Below are 19,667 nucleotides of genomic sequence, written 5' to 3'. Positions count from 1 at the left end.
TCAAAAAAGGCTGTCTGTAAAGACAGCCTTTTTTTAGTTATAAATCTAAAGTGATTTCCTGTAATTTGTTTCATGGAATTTTAATAATTGAAACAGAAAACAGTCATAAAAGGGCACTGTTTTTTTAATTATTTTTTTTATTTCTTCTAAAAAAATATAAAAGATGTAGTTGGTAGTTTTTTTTATTCCTTTAATCGAAAATGTATTAAAAATAAGATTAATGTATTCTTAATTATATAATTTAGTATTTAAGTTTTTGAAAATTAGACAATTGTAATGATGCTTTTTATTAAAAAACTTTGGCTATTAGGGACATATTCTATTGGTTCTGCATTTTATAGTTAGGCGTATAATATCTGTTATTTTATTACTTAAATTAAATAAATATGAAAACATTTCTACTCAAATCACATTTTTTAACGATTGTTTTTCTTGCTGCAAATTTATTTTTTGCAAGTGTTGCTTTTGGTCAAGCAACGGTAACTACCGACAAAGATGATTATGGTCCCGGAGAGTATGTAATTATTACTGGAACAGGATGGACACCGGGCGAGACCGTAACGTTGCATTTTGATGAAACACCTAAGCCGGCAACATGTCTTCTTCCGCATGATATGACTACTGTAGCTGACTCCAGCGGTAATATTTATAACAATCAATTTTTAATAAAAATCAACCATATTGGAGTCGCCTTTTTGCTAACAGCAACAGGACAAACCTCAGGATTAATTGCAACAAGGAATTTTACGGATGCAAATGTGAATTTTTCTGCTTCGGGGCTTAGTGGTACACCTACAGTAAAAGCAAATTATGTTATAAAAAGCACTATTACTAATGCTACAATTAGCTCTGGTTCTAAAACATATATCTATCCTGGACCTTCTTTAACTCCCAATGTAGCTGTTAATAGTAATCAAACAATTGTTGCTAACTTTGAAGATATACTTTTAAATGGAGTTATTTATTCTGCACCTTCAGTTTCATTTAGTAGCGGTAATAATGGGAATGGTGTTACAACCTTAAATGCAGCGTATAGTTTAGCTGCTAAAGTAGATCCTATAATAATTTGGAATAATCCTACAGACATAACTTATGGAACCGCTTTAAGTGGAGTTCAATTAAACGCTACTACTTCTGTTGAAGGGACTTTTGTCTACACACCGCCGCTAGCAACTATATTAAATGCAGGTAATAACCAGGCTTTATTAGTTACTTTCACACCAACAAATACTGCAAATTATAATATTGCTACAAAGACTGTAAATATTAACATATTAAAGGCCTCTTTATCAATAATTGCAGAAGCAAAAACTAAAACATACGGAGATGCAAATCCATCATTTAGCGCAGTTGTTGCAGGAACAGTAAACAATGACATTCTGGATTATAGTTTGGCTACAACGGCGACACAATTTTCAGATGTTGGTGATTATCCAATCGCGATCACACTTGGATTGAACCCAAACTATTCAGTTACGCCAACGAATGCCGTGTTGACAATTGGTCAAAAATCGGCTACTGTAATTGCAGAAGCAAAAACTAAAACATACGGAGATGCAAATCCATCATTTAGCGCAGTTGTTGCAGGAACAGTAAACAATGACATTCTGGATTATAGTTTGGCTACAACGGCGACACAATTTTCAGATGTTGGTGATTATCCAATCGCGATCACACTTGGATTGAACCCGAACTATTCAGTTACGCCAACGAATGCCGTGTTGACAATTGGTCAAAAATCGGCTACTGTAATTGCAGAAGCAAAAACTAAAACATACGGAGATGCAAATCCATCATTTAGCGCAGTTGTTGCAGGAACAGTAAACAATGACATTCTGGATTATAGTTTGGCTACAACGGCGACACAATTTTCAGATGTTGGTGATTATCCAATCGCGATCACACTTGGATTGAACCCAAACTATTCAGTTACGCCAACGAATGCCGTGTTGACAATTGGTCAAAAATCGGCTACTGTAATTGCAGAAGCAAAAACTAAAACATACGGAGATGCAAATCCATCATTTAGCGCAGTTGTTGCAGGAACAGTAAACAATGACATTCTGGATTATAGTTTGGCTACAACGGCGACACAATTTTCAGATGTTGGTGATTATCCAATCGCGATCACACTTGGATTGAACCCAAACTATTCAGTTACGCCAACGAATGCCGTGTTGACAATTGGTCAAAAATCGGCTACTGTAATTGCAGAAGCAAAAACTAAAACATACGGAGATGCAAATCCATCATTTAGCGCAGTTGTTGCAGGAACAGTAAACAATGACATTCTGGATTATAGTTTGGCTACAACGGCGACACAATTTTCAGATGTTGGTGATTATCCAATCGCGATCACACTTGGATTGAACCCGAACTATTCAGTTACGCCAACGAATGCCGTGTTGACAATTGGTCAAAAATCGGCTACTGTAATTGCAGAAGCAAAAACTAAAACATACGGAGATGCAAATCCATCATTTAGCGCAGTTGTTGCAGGAACAGTAAACAATGACATTCTGGATTATAGTTTGGCTACAACGGCGACACAATTTTCAGATGTTGGTGATTATCCAATCGCGATCACACTTGGATTGAACCCAAACTATTCAGTTACGCCAACGAATGCCGTGTTGACAATTGGTCAAAAATCGGCTACTGTAATTGCAGAAGCAAAAACTAAAACATACGGAGATGCAAATCCATCATTTAGCGCAGTTGTTGCAGGAACAGTAAACAATGACATTCTGGATTATAGTTTGGCTACAACGGCGACACAATTTTCAGATGTTGGTGATTATCCAATCGCGATCACACTTGGATTGAACCCGAACTATTCAGTTACGCCAACGAATGCCGTGTTGACAATTGGTCAAAAATCGGCTACTGTAATTGCAGAAGCAAAAACTAAAACATACGGAGATGCAAATCCATCATTTAGCGCAGTTGTTGCAGGAACAGTAAACAATGACATTCTGGATTATAGTTTGGCTACAACGGCGACACAATTTTCAGATGTTGGTGATTATCCAATCGCGATCACACTTGGATTGAACCCGAACTATTCAGTTACGCCAACGAATGCCGTGTTGACAATTGGTCAAAAATCGGCTACTGTAATTGCAGAAGCAAAAACTAAAACATACGGAGATGCAAATCCATCATTTAGCGCAGTTGTTGCAGGAACAGTAAACAATGACATTCTGGATTATAGTTTGGCTACAACGGCGACACAATTTTCAGATGTTGGTGATTATCCAATCGCGATCACACTTGGATTGAACCCAAACTATTCAGTTACGCCAACGAATGCCGTGTTGACAATTGGTCAAAAATCGGCTACTGTAATTGCAGAAGCAAAAACTAAAACATACGGAGATGCAAATCCATCATTTAGCGCAGTTGTTGCAGGAACAGTAAACAATGACATTCTGGATTATAGTTTGGCTACAACGGCGACACAATTTTCAGATGTTGGTGATTATCCAATCGCGATCACACTTGGATTGAACCCGAACTATTCAGTTACGCCAACGAATGCCGTGTTGACAATTGGTCAAAAATCGGCTACTGTAATTGCAGAAGCAAAAACTAAAACATACGGAGATGCAAATCCATCATTTAGCGCAGTTGTTGCAGGAACAGTAAACAATGACATTCTGGATTATAGTTTGGCTACAACGGCGACACAATTTTCAGATGTTGGTGATTATCCAATCGCGATCACACTTGGATTGAACCCGAACTATTCAGTTACGCCAACGAATGCCGTGTTGACAATTGGTCAAAAATCGGCTACTGTAATTGCAGAAGCAAAAACTAAAACATACGGAGATGCAAATCCATCATTTAGCGCAGTTGTTGCAGGAACAGTAAACAATGACATTCTGGATTATAGTTTGGCTACAACGGCGACACAATTTTCAGATGTTGGTGATTATCCAATCGCGATCACACTTGGATTGAACCCAAACTATTCAGTTACGCCAACGAATGCCGTGTTGACAATTGGTCAAAAATCGGCTACTGTAATTGCAGAAGCAAAAACTAAAACATACGGAGATGCAAATCCATCATTTAGCGCAGTTGTTGCAGGAACAGTAAACAATGACATTCTGGATTATAGTTTGGCTACAACGGCGACACAATTTTCAGATGTTGGTGATTATCCAATCGCGATCACACTTGGATTGAACCCGAACTATTCAGTTACGCCAACGAATGCCGTGTTGACAATTGGTCAAAAATCGGCTACTGTAATTGCAGAAGCAAAAACTAAAACATACGGAGATGCAAATCCATCATTTAGCGCAGTTGTTGCAGGAACAGTAAACAATGACATTCTGGATTATAGTTTGGCTACAACGGCGACACAATTTTCAGATGTTGGTGATTATCCAATCGCGATCACACTTGGATTGAACCCAAACTATTCAGTTACGCCAACGAATGCCGTGTTGACAATTGGTCAAAAATCGGCTACTGTAATTGCAGAAGCAAAAACTAAAACATACGGAGATGCAAATCCATCATTTAGCGCAGTTGTTGCAGGAACAGTAAACAATGACATTCTGGATTATAGTTTGGCTACAACGGCGACACAATTTTCAGATGTTGGTGATTATCCAATCGCGATCACACTTGGATTGAACCCGAACTATTCAGTTACGCCAACGAATGCCGTGTTGACAATTGGTCAAAAATCGGCTACTGTAATTGCAGAAGCAAAAACTAAAACATACGGAGATGCAAATCCATCATTTAGCGCAGTTGTTGCAGGAACAGTAAACAATGACATTCTGGATTATAGTTTGGCTACAACGGCGACACAATTTTCAGATGTTGGTGATTATCCAATCGCGATCACACTTGGATTGAACCCGAACTATTCAGTTACGCCAACGAATGCCGTGTTGACAATTGGTCAAAAATCGGCTACTGTAATTGCAGAAGCAAAAACTAAAACATACGGAGATGCAAATCCATCATTTAGCGCAGTTGTTGCAGGAACAGTAAACAATGACATTCTGGATTATAGTTTGGCTACAACGGCGACACAATTTTCAGATGTTGGTGATTATCCAATCGCGATCACACTTGGATTGAACCCAAACTATTCAGTTACGCCAACGAATGCCGTGTTGACAATTGGTCAAAAATCGGCTACTGTAATTGCAGAAGCAAAAACTAAAACATACGGAGATGCAAATCCATCATTTAGCGCAGTTGTTGCAGGAACAGTAAACAATGACATTCTGGATTATAGTTTGGCTACAACGGCGACACAATTTTCAGATGTTGGTGATTATCCAATCGCGATCACACTTGGATTGAACCCGAACTATTCAGTTACGCCAACGAATGCCGTGTTGACAATTGGTCAAAAATCGGCTACTGTAATTGCAGAAGCAAAAACTAAAACATACGGAGATGCAAATCCATCATTTAGCGCAGTTGTTGCAGGAACAGTAAACAATGACATTCTGGATTATAGTTTGGCTACAACGGCGACACAATTTTCAGATGTTGGTGATTATCCAATCGCGATCACACTTGGATTGAACCCGAACTATTCAGTTACGCCAACGAATGCCGTGTTGACAATTGGTCAAAAATCGGCTACTGTAATTGCAGAAGCAAAAACTAAAACATACGGAGATGCAAATCCATCATTTAGCGCAGTTGTTGCAGGAACAGTAAACAATGACATTCTGGATTATAGTTTGGCTACAACGGCGACACAATTTTCAGATGTTGGTGATTATCCAATCGCGATCACACTTGGATTGAACCCAAACTATTCAGTTACGCCAACGAATGCCGTGTTGACAATTGGTCAAAAATCGGCTACTGTAATTGCAGAAGCAAAAACTAAAACATACGGAGATGCAAATCCATCATTTAGCGCAGTTGTTGCAGGAACAGTAAACAATGACATTCTGGATTATAGTTTGGCTACAACGGCGACACAATTTTCAGATGTTGGTGATTATCCAATCGCGATCACACTTGGATTGAACCCGAACTATTCAGTTACGCCAACGAATGCCGTGTTGACAATTGGTCAAAAATCGGCTACTGTAATTGCAGAAGCAAAAACTAAAACATACGGAGATGCAAATCCATCATTTAGCGCAGTTGTTGCAGGAACAGTAAACAATGACATTCTGGATTATAGTTTGGCTACAACGGCGACACAATTTTCAGATGTTGGTGATTATCCAATCGCGATCACACTTGGATTGAACCCGAACTATTCAGTTACGCCAACGAATGCCGTGTTGACAATTGGTCAAAAATCGGCTACTGTAATTGCAGAAGCAAAAACTAAAACATACGGAGATGCAAATCCATCATTTAGCGCAGTTGTTGCAGGAACAGTAAACAATGACATTCTGGATTATAGTTTGGCTACAACGGCGACACAATTTTCAGATGTTGGTGATTATCCAATCGCGATCACACTTGGATTGAACCCAAACTATTCAGTTACGCCAACGAATGCCGTGTTGACAATTGGTCAAAAATCGGCTACTGTAATTGCAGAAGCAAAAACTAAAACATACGGAGATGCAAATCCATCATTTAGCGCAGTTGTTGCAGGAACAGTAAACAATGACATTCTGGATTATAGTTTGGCTACAACGGCGACACAATTTTCAGATGTTGGTGATTATCCAATCGCGATCACACTTGGATTGAACCCGAACTATTCAGTTACGCCAACGAATGCCGTGTTGACAATTGGTCAAAAATCGGCTACTGTAATTGCAGAAGCAAAAACTAAAACATACGGAGATGCAAATCCATCATTTAGCGCAGTTGTTGCAGGAACAGTAAACAATGACATTCTGGATTATAGTTTGGCTACAACGGCGACACAATTTTCAGATGTTGGTGATTATCCAATCGCGATCACACTTGGATTGAACCCGAACTATTCAGTTACGCCAACGAATGCCGTGTTGACAATTGGTCAAAAATCGGCTACTGTAATTGCAGAAGCAAAAACTAAAACATACGGAGATGCAAATCCATCATTTAGCGCAGTTGTTGCAGGAACAGTAAACAATGACATTCTGGATTATAGTTTGGCTACAACGGCGACACAATTTTCAGATGTTGGCGATTATCCAATCGCGATCACACTTGGATTGAACCCAAACTATTCAGTTACGCCAACGAATGCCGTGTTGACAATTAACAAGAAATTGATCACCATCACTGCTGATGATAAATCTAAATATTGTGGACAGATGAATCCCCCTTTAACAGTAAGTATTGTTGGTTTTGTTAATGAAGAAACTATTGCAGTATTAAATGTTCTTCCAATAATAACTACTTCTGCGGACATTACCAGTGCTGTAGGTGATTATGTAATAAAAGCATCAGGTTGTGCGGATAATAATTATAGCTTTAATTATATAGATGGAATCTTGAAAGTCAACAATGTCAGTATCGATGCCAGTGCCAGTAATGCACCGGTAGCTTTAGGAACAACAGCAACATTGAGTGCTATTATTACACCAAAAGTTGCAGGTGTATCTGTTTCATTTTACCTTGATACGGTACTAAAAGGAACAAGTTCAACTAATGCTTTAGGTATTGCTACCCTAGGTGTTACGGGTCTTCAAACAGAAGTATATCAGGTCAAAGCCATAGCAGGAAATGGATGTGCAGATTCATCGGCCTATCTTGCAGTATATGATCCAAATGGTGGATTTGTAACAGGTGGTGGATGGATTATGTCTCCTTTAGGGGCTTATACAGCAAACCCAACTCTTACCGGAAAAGCTAATTTTGGTTTTAATGCCAAATATAAAAAAGGAAATACGCAAGTGGATGGAAATACAGAGTTTCAATTTCAAACAGGAAATTTAAACTTCTCTAGTAGTAGTCACGAAGCTATGTCACTGGTCATTGCTGGTGCACAAGCTATCTATAAAGGTCAAGGAACTATAAACGGAGTACCAGGCTATAGTTTTATGGTATCTGCAATAGATGGTGAAAAGAAATCAACTGGCGTAACAGATAAATTTAGAATAAAAATCTGGAATGGAGCAGGGGTTGTATATGATAACCAGATTGGTGCTGCGGATAATGCCGATGCAACAACAGCAATTGGTGGTGGTTCTATAGTAATACATGAAGTGAAGAAAAATGGAGCTGCAAAAGTGGTAATTGTTGAGAAAAACCCAGAAATTGTGCCATTCGCTATAACAGCATATCCAAACCCTTCTGCGCAATATTTTATTATTGACATAAAAGGCGGTACCAGTGAAAAAACAGAAGTGATTGTATATGATATATTAGGTAGAATGGTGAAACATATTCAAAATAGTGATAGCAAAGAAATCAAGTTTGGTGAAGAGCTTTCATCAGGTTCGTATATTGCGATTATCAATCAAGGCACTCAACAAAAAACAGTGAGACTGATAAAACAATAAAGCTCATTTTAATTACATGATTTAAATTAACTCCATTTCAATATTAATTGGGATGGAGTTTTTTTTATATACTAATTTTATTGTTTTTATAATTTTAGTTTTTTTGAAAAAGGGAATTTATAATATTTAATGGGTATGTGTAAGTTTTCAATGAAATGATTTCAATTCAATTTCTATTGAAGTAATTAATACATTGAAAGCCTAAATGAACTTGTTTGTAATGGAGTCTACTGTTTGTAATGGATAGATTTTATTAAGGTAAATAAGAGAGATATTTCGTTTTATTAGAAAACCATACATATTTTACTTAATGGTAAAATAAAGTTTGAAGATGGAAAAGAAATTCAATATGTTTCTTTGCTTTTAAGCAAAAAAAAACACTCTGAATAACTCAGAGTGTTTTTTAGTTTATTGTATAAAAATCGATTTATAGAAACTCACCGTGTTGAGAAATATCTAAACCTAATTCTTCTTTTTCTTCACTTACTCTTAGTGGAGTTATTTTGTTTACAATAAAGAAAAGGAAATAAGATGCTGAAAATGCAAATACTGAAACTATAACTAATGCAGTTAATTGGTTTAAAAACAATGTTGCATCACCAAAGATAAGTCCTTGGTTGTCTCCTACTACTGAGTTAACAGTTTTAGAAGCGAATACACCTGTTAATAGCATACCAACCATACCACCAACACCGTGACAAGCAAATACATCTAAAGCATCATCAATTTTACCTTTAGGGAATTTACTAACCACTAGATTACTAACAATACTGGCAAATATACCGATGAACATTGCATGAGGAATAGTTACAAAACCTGCAGCAGGAGTAATAGCTACTAAACCTACAACAGCACCAATACAAGCTCCCATTGCAGAAAGTTTGTGTCCAAGAATTTTATCAAGAAATACCCAAGCCATTCCAGCAGCAGCAGCAGCTACAGTTGTTGTACCTAATGCTTGTACAGCTAAACCATTAGATCCTAATGCTGAACCTGCATTGAAACCAAACCATCCAAACCATAATAAACCAGTACCTAACAATACATAAGTAATACGTGCAGGGTTAACTTTTTGTATTTTTCTTTTTCCTAAGAAAATTGCTCCAGCTAGTGCAGCCCATCCAGCGCTCATGTGAACTACAGTTCCTCCAGCGAAATCTAATACTCCCATTTTAAAGAAAACACCATCTGGATGCCAAGTCATGTGTGCTAATGGAGCATAAACAAGTAATATGAATAATACCATAAATAATAGGTAAGCCCAGAAACGAATTCTTTCTGCAAAAGCTCCTGTTATTAAGGCAGGTGTAATGATTGCAAATTTTGCTTGAAATAAAGCAAACAACATAAAAGGTATTGTAGGAGCAAGACTCCATGCGGTATTTGTATTAACACCTTGAAAAAACAAATTAGGTAATGGATTACCAATTATTCCTCCTATTGTAGGACCAAATGATAAACCAAAGGCAACAACGACCCATAAAACAGTAACAATTATCATTGCCATAAAACTTTGAAGCATAGTACTGATGACATTCTTTTTCCCTACCATTCCCCCGTAGAAAAAACCAAGACCTGGTGTCATTATCAATACAAGTGCAGTTGCAACAATCATCCAAGCTGTGTCGCCGGTATCAAATTTTACAGCTTCTGTTGGAGCAGGGCTGTCAATTATGAAATAATTTGAACAAAGGGTTAATACCAAAATCGTGATTAATATCACACTTAAAATAATTTTTCGCATTGTTTTTTAGTTTTAAATTTCGATAAAAATATAAAAATCATTAATAAGCCCCTTTAAAAATATGACTTAATGTTTTATTTTTGTCATTTTTTTAATCTAGACCCTATTTCATTATGGGTATATTATAATTTAAAGTTAAAATTTGCAATTTGTTAAAGTAAGGTTAAGAGAAATTATCTTTTTAGGAGATAATATAACAATTATTTTAAGAATTAGTAAGTCTATATCCTAACGCTTCTGTTTTTTATACTAAAAGTTGAATATCATTAAAAAAAATGCACCAATCGAAATGAATACAATTGATGCAATTTTTTAAAGTTAAAGTTAATGAATTATGTCTTTATTTTAAAAGATGTTGGCTTAGAATTTTATACACTTCATTGATGTTGTTTCCTCCTTTACCAAATTGTTTGACAATTGGTGTATTATCGTTGTTTAACCAAATTTTTAATTCCGCATCCAAATCCATTATACCGGCACTTTCTTTAGAGAATTTCTTGATGCTGGAATAGGGGATTGATACATAATCAGCTTTGGTTCCAACCAATTGTTTTTCGACTAAAATCAGCCTTTTATTAGTAAAAACAAACATGTCACGGATGAGTTTGAATGCTTTCTCAATTATTTCTCCATCAATTAAGATTGGCTCAAATTCTTTTGAAACATTTTCAATGTTTACTTCAGATGCATTGCCTAAGATGGCATTAAATAGTCCCATTATTTTAATTTATTTTTGATTGTATTTTGTTTTATATCTTTCGTTCAGCTTAGTTTGATGCGTTTCCAGACTAATTGTTCTTCCTTGAATAAAAGCATTGGTCAATTTATTGGTTCTCATGTCTAAAGCATCACCTTCGGATATAAATAAAGTAGCATCTTTTCCTTGTTCTAAGGTTCCACATTGAGCATCAATTCCCAATATTTTGGCAGTATTTGATGTTATTAATTGCAAAGCTTGCTCCTTGTCTAGACCATATGCGGCACATGTTCCAGCTAAAAACGGTAAGTTTCTAGTGTTCATTCTTTCATGCGCACCGCTATTTTCTAAGCCAACCACAACACCTTTGTCTGTCAATAATTTAGCTGATTTGTATGGTAAATCAATATCATCATCATCATTTTCTGGCATTTCATGAACTCGTTTAAGCAATACGCCAATATTGTTTTTTTGTAATAATTCGGCTGTTTTATAGGCTTCGTATCCACCAACAATCACCATTTTCTTAACTCCATTTTCTTTTGCAAATTGTACTGCATCGATAATTTGTTTTTCTTCATCGGCATGAATAAATAACGTTTGGCTTCCATCAAACAATCCTTTAGTAGATTCTAAAACCAAATTTCGATCTTTTGAACCATCCCCTAAATAGGCTTTGGCATTAGCTAAAAAAGCAGACAGCTCTAAAACTTGTTTTGCATAATCCTTATTGGTTTCAATACCTCCTGGTTCAAATCGAGAACCTGATCTTCTAAAAGTAGTAGGGAAGTTAACATGAATTCCATCATTTTCTTTTATAAGTGCATCTTTCCAGTTCCAAGCATCCAATTGAACAATTGAAGAAGAACCAGATATTGTTCCGCCACGTGGTGTGATTTGTGCCATCAAAATGCCGTTTGGTCTAACAGTTTCTATTACTTTAGAATCAGCTGTATAGGCAATAATACTTCTAACATTAGGATTCATAGTTCCAATCTCGTCTTCATCATCAGAAGATTTTACGGCGTCAATTTCTACTAAACCCAGAGTTGAATTTGGGGCAATAAAGCCCGGATAAACATGTTTTCCAGCTGCGTCAATAGTGAGGTCATAAGTGCCTTCTGCAAGCCGAATCACTCTGGCATCTGCTACCAAATTAATTTTTCCATCAACGAATCCTATTGCGCTGTTCTCGATTATTTCTCCATTTCCTAAATGTGCCGTAGCATTAAGAATCAAAATAGATTTTGATTGCTTAACGGCTGGTGTTTGTTGTGCTCTTGCAAGCATTGAGATGCTACAGACTAACACTAAAAGATATATTTTTTTACTAATCATATTTGTATATTTTTAAAAATTGCTTTGCTTTTTTGTAAAAGCTCGGTTTTTTGAAATTCAAATTATTCCGCTATTATTCCATAGTATCACAGTGGTATTCTTTTTTCTCTGTTTTTTTAGGTTCTTGAGTGATCATCCCTTTATTTTTCTCTTGCAATAATTGACCAATCAACTCATTTCGTTCTTTAGCAATAGCTACTCTTTGTTCTGCATCTTTTTGAGCATCATAATAGACTACACCTTCGATTAACGTTTTTTCAGCTTTTGCATAAATAGATAACGGATTGGCATTCCACAATACAATATCAGCATCTTTACCTACTTTTATACTTCCTACTTTATCATCGATATGTAATAATTTAGCAGGATTCAAGGTTACAAATTTCCATGCGTCTTCTTCTGAAATATTACCATATTTTACTGCCTTTGCTGCTTCTTGATTCAATCTTCTTGACATTTCAGCATCATCAGAGTTGTAGGCTACCACAAGTCCTGCATTGTGCATAATAGGTCCATTGAAAGGAATGGCATCATTTACCTCAAATTTATAAGCCCACCAATCTGAGAAAGTTGAGGCTCCTACACCGTGCTCTTTCATTTTATCAGCAACTTTATATCCTTCAAGAATATGGGTATACGTATTTACTTTAAAATTAAATTTATCAGCTACATTCATTAACATCAAAATTTCCGATTGTACATAAGAGTGACAAGTAATGAAACGCTCTTTATTTAATATTTCAGCTAATGTTTGTAGTTCTAAATCCACTCTTGGAGCTTTCGCTTTTGCTTTTTTACCAGTTGCATTGTAATTTTTCCAAGCGGTATCGTATTCTTTAGCACGTTGAAAGTAATCAGTAAAAACTTGTTCCACACCCATTCTGGTTTGAGGAAAACGAGTAGGATTAGTGATTCCCCAGTTTGCTTGTTTTACATTTTCTCCCAAAGCAAACTTGATAAAACCAGGTTGATCTTTATAAAGCATCTCTTCTGCAGAAGCGCCCCATTTCCATTTTACAATTGCAGAACGTCCACCTATTGGATTTGCTGAACCGTGTAATAATTGAGAAATGGTAACTCCACCGGCTAAATCTCTGTATATATTAATGTCTTCAGAATTTACTACATCTTGGATGGTTACTTCGGCACTGGAATTGTGTCCGCCTTCATTTACACCATTAGAAATTGCAATATGAGAATGCTCATCAATAATTCCGCTGGTTAAATGTTTGCCTTTGGCATCAATAATTGTTGCTGAAGCATCAGCAATATTTTTTCCAATAGAGGCAATTTTTCCGTTTTTGACCAATACGTCAGTTTCTACTAAAATACCGTCTTTTTCATTGGTCCAAACGGTAGCATTTTTAAATAAAAGTGTTTGTGTAGTTGGTTTTTTCAAATTACCATAAGCAACATTAGGAAATGTTGTAGGCATAATTGCATTGTTCTTTTCAATTTTTGAAGAGTCGATAGCTTTTACAAAAGGAGCTGTTTTTATTGCTGACCATTTCACTTCATTTCCATTGAATAAAACCGCTTTTCCTGAAAGAGTCTGATTGTCTTCAACATATCCAATTAATCTTGTGAAACTGGTTTTAGTAGAATCGATAGGTTTGATTACCGTAGAAATCCAATTATTGGTAAAAGTAAGTTTCGATTTTATTTTTTTGTTGTCAACAGTTGTTATTTCAGATTTTGGTGCTGAAACTTCGCCATCAATCTTCCATTTGTATTTTTCAGTGTTAATGGTTAAATCATAATTTCCACGAATATCTTTAATTGTAATATCGTTAATTACAAATTTGTTCCCTTGAACCCAGTTTTCATATAATATTGTTTTCTCATTGAAAATCTCACCGGATGCAATTATAAAATTGGCTAAACTTCCTGTTTTCAAACTTCCTATTTCATTACTTTTTCCTAAAATTGAAGCAGGAATAGTTGTCAAAGCTTCTAATGCTTTCGTTTTATCAAATCCGTATTTAATGGCTCTTAATAGGTTCGGTCTAAAATCTTCCAGCTTCTTTAGTTTGTCGGTCGTCAAAGCGAAAACAATTCCATTATCAGATAAAATTTTAAGATTGGTTGGTGCTTGATTCCAAAAACGCAAGTCTTTCAATTCCATTTGATTGGCTTGGTTTGGGTCAGAAACATCATAAGCTTCCGGGAAATTGATTGGAATAATAAATTTCGAATTTGTTTTTTTGATTTCTTCAATTCGTTCAAATTCATTTCCGTTTCCTTTCAAGATGAAATTTAAACCAAATTCTTTCGCTATTTTGGAAGCTCTCAAACTGTTTAATTTGTCTTCTGAAGCAAATATTTGAACTAGTTTTTCATTATTGGATAACGCTTCCAAGGATAAATCTTTGGTTGTGGCATTTCCTTTTTTGTACCAATCTAAATCTAAATACATTTGACGCAGTAATGCCATCATTCCCATCAAAGAACTTGGATAGGCTTGATTTGTTGTGGCACTTTTAGTAAATGCAAAATGATTGGTTACTTTATCAGATAATAATTGATTGCTTTTATCAAAATTATTCAAGGCAATCAGTGTTCCTGATCCGCGAGCAATTCCGTCCTGAACGTGAGTTCCTACGATACCAAATCCTGCTTTTAATAATTCTTCAGCTTTAGGTTGGTCGTATTTAAAGCTTTCATATCCATTTACTTCTGAACGAATACTTTCGTTCCAGTAATGTCCTGTTTTTTTTGTGTCATACAAAGGATTTCTTTCAGTACTGCTGATTCCTTTTGGTTTTTCGATTCCAAAACTGGTGTACATATCAATAAATGAAGGGTAAATTGATTTTCCTTCTAAGTTAATTGTCATGCAGTTTTTAGGAATAGCGATGTTATTTCCTGCACCAATAACTTTTCCGTTTTGGATTAATAAAGTCCCTTTTTCAATAATTTGTGTTGGTGTAACATAAATTTTTGCATTTGTAAAAGCGGTAAAATTGGTGTTTTTGTTTTGAACACTTTCATTATTTGGAAAGTACTCTTGTGCGTAGGTTTTTGGTAATAAAACACTGAAATACAGTAGAAGTAAGATTTTTTTCATAGTATAGTTTCTAATTATTCTCTAAAAGTAAAAAAAGGAATATGTTAAGCATTATTTTTTTTAGATTTTAACATTTGTTTTTTGAAGAAAAAAAACAAATCGAGCGACTCCGTAATATTATTCTAATTATTTTGACATAATTTTCTACTATTCTGTATCATTTTTAAATTTTGTAGGAATAATTATAATAATTAAAAAATGTTTAGCTAATTTTAGAATCAAATAAGTAAATATGCTAGTTAAAGTTTTTGGTAGTGCTGTTTTTGGAGTGGAAGCCACAACAATTACTGTAGAAGTAAATATTGATAAAGGTATTGGATATCATTTAGTTGGCTTGCCAGACAATGCTATCAAAGAAAGCAGTTATCGTATTGCGGCGGCACTCAAAAATAATGGATACGCCATGCCGGGAAAAAAAATCACCATAAATATGGCGCCTGCTGATTTACGCAAGGAAGGTTCTGCTTATGATTTGACTTTAACAATTGGAATTTTGGTCGCATCCGGGCAAATAAAAGCTGAGGATATTGATAAATACATCATTATGGGAGAACTTTCCCTTGATGGAAGCCTTCAGCCGATACGTGGTGCTTTGCCTATTGCTATAAAAGCCAAAGAAGAAGGTTTTAAAGGCTTTTTTCTTCCAAAGCAAAATGTAAAAGAAGCGGCGATTGTGGCTGGTTTAGATGTATATGGAATCGAAAATGTTCAGGAAGTGATTGATTTCCTCGAAGGAAAAGGAACGCTGAAACCAACAACTATTGACACGAGAGCCGAATTTTATAAAACCTTAGACTTTCCAGAATTCGATTTTAGTGATGTCAAAGGACAAGAAAGCATCAAGCGTTGCATGGAAATTGCAGCAGCCGGCGGACATAATATTATTTTGATTGGCCCACCAGGTGCAGGAAAAACGATGTTAGCCAAACGATTGCCTAGTATTTTACCGCCGATGACCTTGCGTGAAGCGTTAGAAACAACTAAAATTCATAGTGTTGCCGGAAAATTAAAGGAAGTAGGGTTGATGAATCAACGTCCGTTTCGTAGTCCGCACCATACAATTTCTAATGTGGCGCTTGTCGGAGGAGGAAGTTATCCACAGCCCGGAGAAATTTCTATGGCACACAACGGCGTTTTGTTTCTGGATGAGTTGCCGGAATTTAAGAGAGATGTTTTGGAAGTGATGCGTCAACCTTTGGAAGATAGGGAAGTGACAATTTCCAGAGCCAAGTTTACGGTTACTTATCCGTCCTCGTTTATGCTGGTGGCGAGTATGAATCCGAGTCCAAGTGGTTTCTTCAATGATCCTGATTCTCCACAAACTTCTTCGCCACACGAAATGCAACGGTATTTGAGTAAGATTTCCGGACCTTTATTAGATAGAATTGATATTCATATTGAAGTAACTCCAGTTCCTTTCGAAAAATTATCTGATGACCAAAAAGCAGAAAGCAGTGTTGACATTCGAAAACGAGTGACTAAAGCACGAGAAATTCAAACGGAACGCTTTGAGCAAATGGAAAACATCCATTATAACGCTCAAATGAATACGAAACACATTCGGGAATATTGTGCCTTGGACGATGTTTCCAAGCAATTATTAAAAACCGCCATGGAGCGATTGAATCTTTCCGCTAGGGCCTACGATCGTATTTTGAAAGTAGCCAGAACAATCGCCGATTTGGACGCAGCTCCTACAGTAATTTCGAGCCATATTGCCGAAGCGATTCAATATCGCAGCTTGGATAGAGATGGTTGGTTGGGCTAAAATAGATTTCAAATTTTTGATTAACGATATTTGATTTTAGATATTTAACAGCTGCAAAATTGAGAAAACGCTCGAGCTAGCGTGGGAAAAAGAAAAGTATAGAAATAAATACGTCAAAAAAGAGATTTCGATAGGAATCTCTTTTATTTTTGCCAAATGTTAGAAATTCTGTACCAAGACGAATATATTATTGCAATTAATAAACCAAGTGGATTGTTGGTCCACAAATCATTTTATGCGCGTGATGCAAAAGTTTATGCGATTCAAGAATTGAGAAATCAAATAGGAGGACAACACGTTTATCCTGTTCATCGGTTAGATCGCAAAACATCTGGCGTCTTGTTATTTGCATTGGACAAGGATGTTTTAAAAATTATGAATGATCGTTTTGCCACACGCGAAGTCGAAAAAAAGTATTTAGCAATTTTACGTGGTTGGTCACCCGAAGAACTGACGATTGATTATGATTTAACCAATGATGATGGCATTATACAAAATGCAATAACCTACTTTCATCGATTGCAAACTACCCAAATTGAGTTAGAATTTAACAATAAACCAACGTCACGATATTGTTTGGTAGAAGCGATTCCTGAAACGGGACGTATGCATCAATTACGAAAACATTTTAAACATATTTTTCATCCCATTTTAGGAAGTCGGCCACATGGTTGTAACAAACAAAATAAATTATGGTTGGAGAATTTTGAACTGAAAGGAATGATGCTTCATGCACATCAGTTAATTTTTAATCATCCCATAACAAATGAACCACTTATCTTGAATGCAAAGATTAATGAAGAGTTTAGTAGAGTAGGTACTATTCTGAAACTAGATTTGAATACCTATGAATAGAATACTGATTTGTAAAGTATTGCTTTAGATTATTGTTGTATTTGGAAACAACAGTTTTCAGTATAAAGAGGAACAGATTTCAGATATTTAACCTCTGCAAAATCGATAATGAGATTGCTAGCGCGAGGGGAATTCCAATAAAGCCCTAATCCTCAGCAACCTTTATTTTTGCTAAAGTCGCGTTTAAAAAGTATTTTATTATTTCGCGCAATATAGTCGCCCGATATAATCAAATATGGATGATTATGCGAATACCCTGCGCTGCGGCTTCTTACAATTATTTTGTCGTTAACTTTCAGGCTATTTAACTGCTGAAAATCCTTAGGAATAAATTGCATCATGTATTCTTCGCCATTAATCTTGACTATAAGCCATTTTGTTCCTGATGATTTCGCATTTGCACGCTGAAAAGTAAGTGACGTTACCACTGCCTCCATATTGGTGAAAGCCTTTATGGACTTCTTTATTTTATCATAACTGGCATGTACTTTTTTTCCTTCAGGAGAAACCTCCCATTCTATGTACTTTATCCCGTCAGGAGAAGCTTCCCATTTTTTTCGTTCATCCAAGTTGGCTTTCCTGTCAGCAACGGACAACTTCTTTTGAGATGTCTTAGTTTCATTTTTAATTTCACGATTAGCAAATACTAGTCCGATTACCACAACCAGCGGTAAGATCAGCACGTAGATGATTTTTTTCATTTTATCATATCTTTTAAATTGATTTCACGAATTTACATTGATATTTTACGATTTGATAGATTGGGATTGTAAATAAAAATGTAAACTTTGTAAATAAATACTTTACACAATGCATCTTAGTCGAAATCTCCTTTCTGGAAGACGTAAATATCTGTTTGGGTTATTGGCACTCCTATTTATGGCTGCAATCTTTATGGCTTTCAGTAAGGATGATAGTGACGATTTTGATATTGCCAGAAGGGAAGTTTTACTCCGCAGAATCGGACATGAAATACTCTTACAATCTGGCGACAGTACATCAATAGTTCTTCCCGTAAAAAAGATAGCTGAAAATGAATATCAAATCAGGTTTGAGAATGAGCTTACTTTTCAAACCGACTCCCTGGTGAATACTACTCAGCGTTTGTTAGGCAAAGATCCATTTGCAAATGATTATGTTGTTAACGTACTTAACTGTGGCAACTCCAGTGTTGCTTATGGATATGCTATATCCAAAAATAAAAAAGATGATATTGTAGCGTGTATAGGAAGAAGGCAACCTAAAGGATGTTATATGATTAACATTAAATTTAAAACGAATAGCCTAATTACAGCAACGAATAAATATTTTTTGGGTGGCTTGTCACTTTTAGGATTTGTTGGCTTTGTTTTTTTGAGGTCGGTTAAGCCAAAGAGCGACTTACCAAAAGATGACCATAACCAGATATTCACTTTCGGTTCGGTCGTATTTGATGCGAAGAAACGGCAACTGCTTATAAATAAAGAAACCATAGATCTGACCGGAACAGAAACGCGTTTGCTGCTCATTTTTGCATTATCTCCTAACGAGACTATAGAGAGAAGCCGATTGCAAAAAGAGCTATGGGAAGATGAAGGTATTATTGTTGGACGTAGTTTGGATATGTTCATTTCAAAACTTAGAAAAAAACTAGAACTGGATCCGAATAGTAACATTGTTGTAGTACGCAACAAAGGATATAAGCTTGAAGTTAGTTCTTAAGCCCCGAGGCTAAAAGCTGAACTGAGCGAAGCTAAAAACTTCGCGCTCCT

Annotated in this window: 9 protein-coding genes; 4 read left to right on the top strand and 5 right to left on the bottom strand. The window is 35.9% G+C overall.

The genetic code is table 11. The features are described 5' to 3' along the window. Positions 1–386 precede the first annotated feature (386 nt). On the top strand, positions 387–8,447 hold the full coding sequence (locus tag C8C87_RS09380) for an MBG domain-containing protein (protein ID WP_121342420.1): 8,061 nt from the start codon (positions 387–389) through the stop codon (positions 8,445–8,447). Positions 8,448–8,874: 427 nt separating this feature from the next. Here C8C87_RS09380 and C8C87_RS09375 read toward each other — a convergent pair whose 3' ends face one another. From C8C87_RS09375 to C8C87_RS09360, 4 genes are all read right to left on the bottom strand, one after another. Next, a complete protein-coding gene (locus tag C8C87_RS09375; protein WP_099714980.1) occupies positions 8,875–10,191 on the bottom strand; it encodes an ammonium transporter in 1,317 nt (438 codons plus the stop codon). Positions 10,192–10,531: 340 nt separating this feature from the next. Beyond that, positions 10,532–10,909 carry a PH domain-containing protein gene (locus C8C87_RS09370; protein ID WP_099714982.1) on the bottom strand — a complete coding sequence of 126 codons (378 nt, stop codon included), beginning with the start codon at positions 10,907–10,909 and terminating at the stop codon, positions 10,532–10,534. Positions 10,910–10,918: 9 nt separating this feature from the next. Beyond that, positions 10,919–12,226: an amidohydrolase family protein gene (locus C8C87_RS09365; protein ID WP_121342419.1), complete on the bottom strand. Its 1,308-nt coding sequence runs from the start codon at positions 12,224–12,226 to the stop codon at positions 10,919–10,921. A 73-nt stretch (positions 12,227–12,299) separates the two neighbouring features. After that, positions 12,300–15,293, bottom strand: coding sequence for an amidohydrolase family protein (locus C8C87_RS09360; protein ID WP_121342418.1), 2,994 nt, complete (start codon positions 15,291–15,293; stop codon positions 12,300–12,302). 232 nt (positions 15,294–15,525) lie between these two features. On the opposite strand from C8C87_RS09360, the gene C8C87_RS09355 reads away from it, so the two are divergent. Then, complete coding sequence (locus tag C8C87_RS09355; protein WP_121342417.1) at positions 15,526–17,061, top strand: YifB family Mg chelatase-like AAA ATPase; 1,536 nt, start codon at positions 15,526–15,528, stop codon at positions 17,059–17,061. A gap of 156 nt (positions 17,062–17,217) precedes the next feature. Continuing rightward, the gene (locus tag C8C87_RS09350; RefSeq protein WP_121342416.1) at positions 17,218–17,916 is read left to right on the top strand and encodes a pseudouridine synthase; all 699 of its coding nucleotides are present in this window, start codon (positions 17,218–17,220) and stop codon (positions 17,914–17,916) included. A 152-nt stretch (positions 17,917–18,068) separates the two neighbouring features. On the opposite strand, the gene C8C87_RS09345 is transcribed toward C8C87_RS09350, so the two are convergent. Then, positions 18,069–18,617: a hypothetical protein gene (locus C8C87_RS09345; protein ID WP_121342415.1), complete on the bottom strand. Its 549-nt coding sequence runs from the start codon at positions 18,615–18,617 to the stop codon at positions 18,069–18,071. A gap of 178 nt (positions 18,618–18,795) precedes the next feature. On the opposite strand from C8C87_RS09345, the gene C8C87_RS09340 reads away from it, so the two are divergent. After that, positions 18,796–19,617 (top strand): winged helix-turn-helix domain-containing protein, encoded by an 822-nt coding sequence (locus C8C87_RS09340; RefSeq protein ID WP_233550024.1) that lies wholly within the window; start codon positions 18,796–18,798, stop codon positions 19,615–19,617. Positions 19,618–19,667 lie beyond the last annotated feature (50 nt).

It is taken from the genome of Flavobacterium sp. 120, from assembly GCF_003633605.1.
GTDB classification, from domain to species: Bacteria; Bacteroidota; Bacteroidia; order Flavobacteriales; family Flavobacteriaceae; genus Flavobacterium; species Flavobacterium algoritolerans.
Note: the sequence above shows the minus strand (reverse complement) of the source record. Positions and strands in the feature narration are given on the sequence as shown.

Coding starts and splice junctions, on each gene's coding strand:
- C8C87_RS09340 (WP_233550024.1), top strand. CDS start 18,796: ATGGCTGCAATCTTTATGGCTTTCAGTAAGGATGATAGTGACGATTTT.
- C8C87_RS09370 (WP_099714982.1), bottom strand. CDS start 10,909: ATGGGACTATTTAATGCCATCTTAGGCAATGCATCTGAAGTAAACATT.
- C8C87_RS09345 (WP_121342415.1), bottom strand. CDS start 18,617: ATGAAAAAAATCATCTACGTGCTGATCTTACCGCTGGTTGTGGTAATC.
- C8C87_RS09360 (WP_121342418.1), bottom strand. CDS start 15,293: ATGAAAAAAATCTTACTTCTACTGTATTTCAGTGTTTTATTACCAAAA.
- C8C87_RS09375 (WP_099714980.1), bottom strand. CDS start 10,191: ATGCGAAAAATTATTTTAAGTGTGATATTAATCACGATTTTGGTATTA.
- C8C87_RS09365 (WP_121342419.1), bottom strand. CDS start 12,226: ATGATTAGTAAAAAAATATATCTTTTAGTGTTAGTCTGTAGCATCTCA.
- C8C87_RS09355 (WP_121342417.1), top strand. CDS start 15,526: ATGCTAGTTAAAGTTTTTGGTAGTGCTGTTTTTGGAGTGGAAGCCACA.
- C8C87_RS09350 (WP_121342416.1), top strand. CDS start 17,218: ATGTTAGAAATTCTGTACCAAGACGAATATATTATTGCAATTAATAAA.
- C8C87_RS09380 (WP_121342420.1), top strand. CDS start 387: ATGAAAACATTTCTACTCAAATCACATTTTTTAACGATTGTTTTTCTT.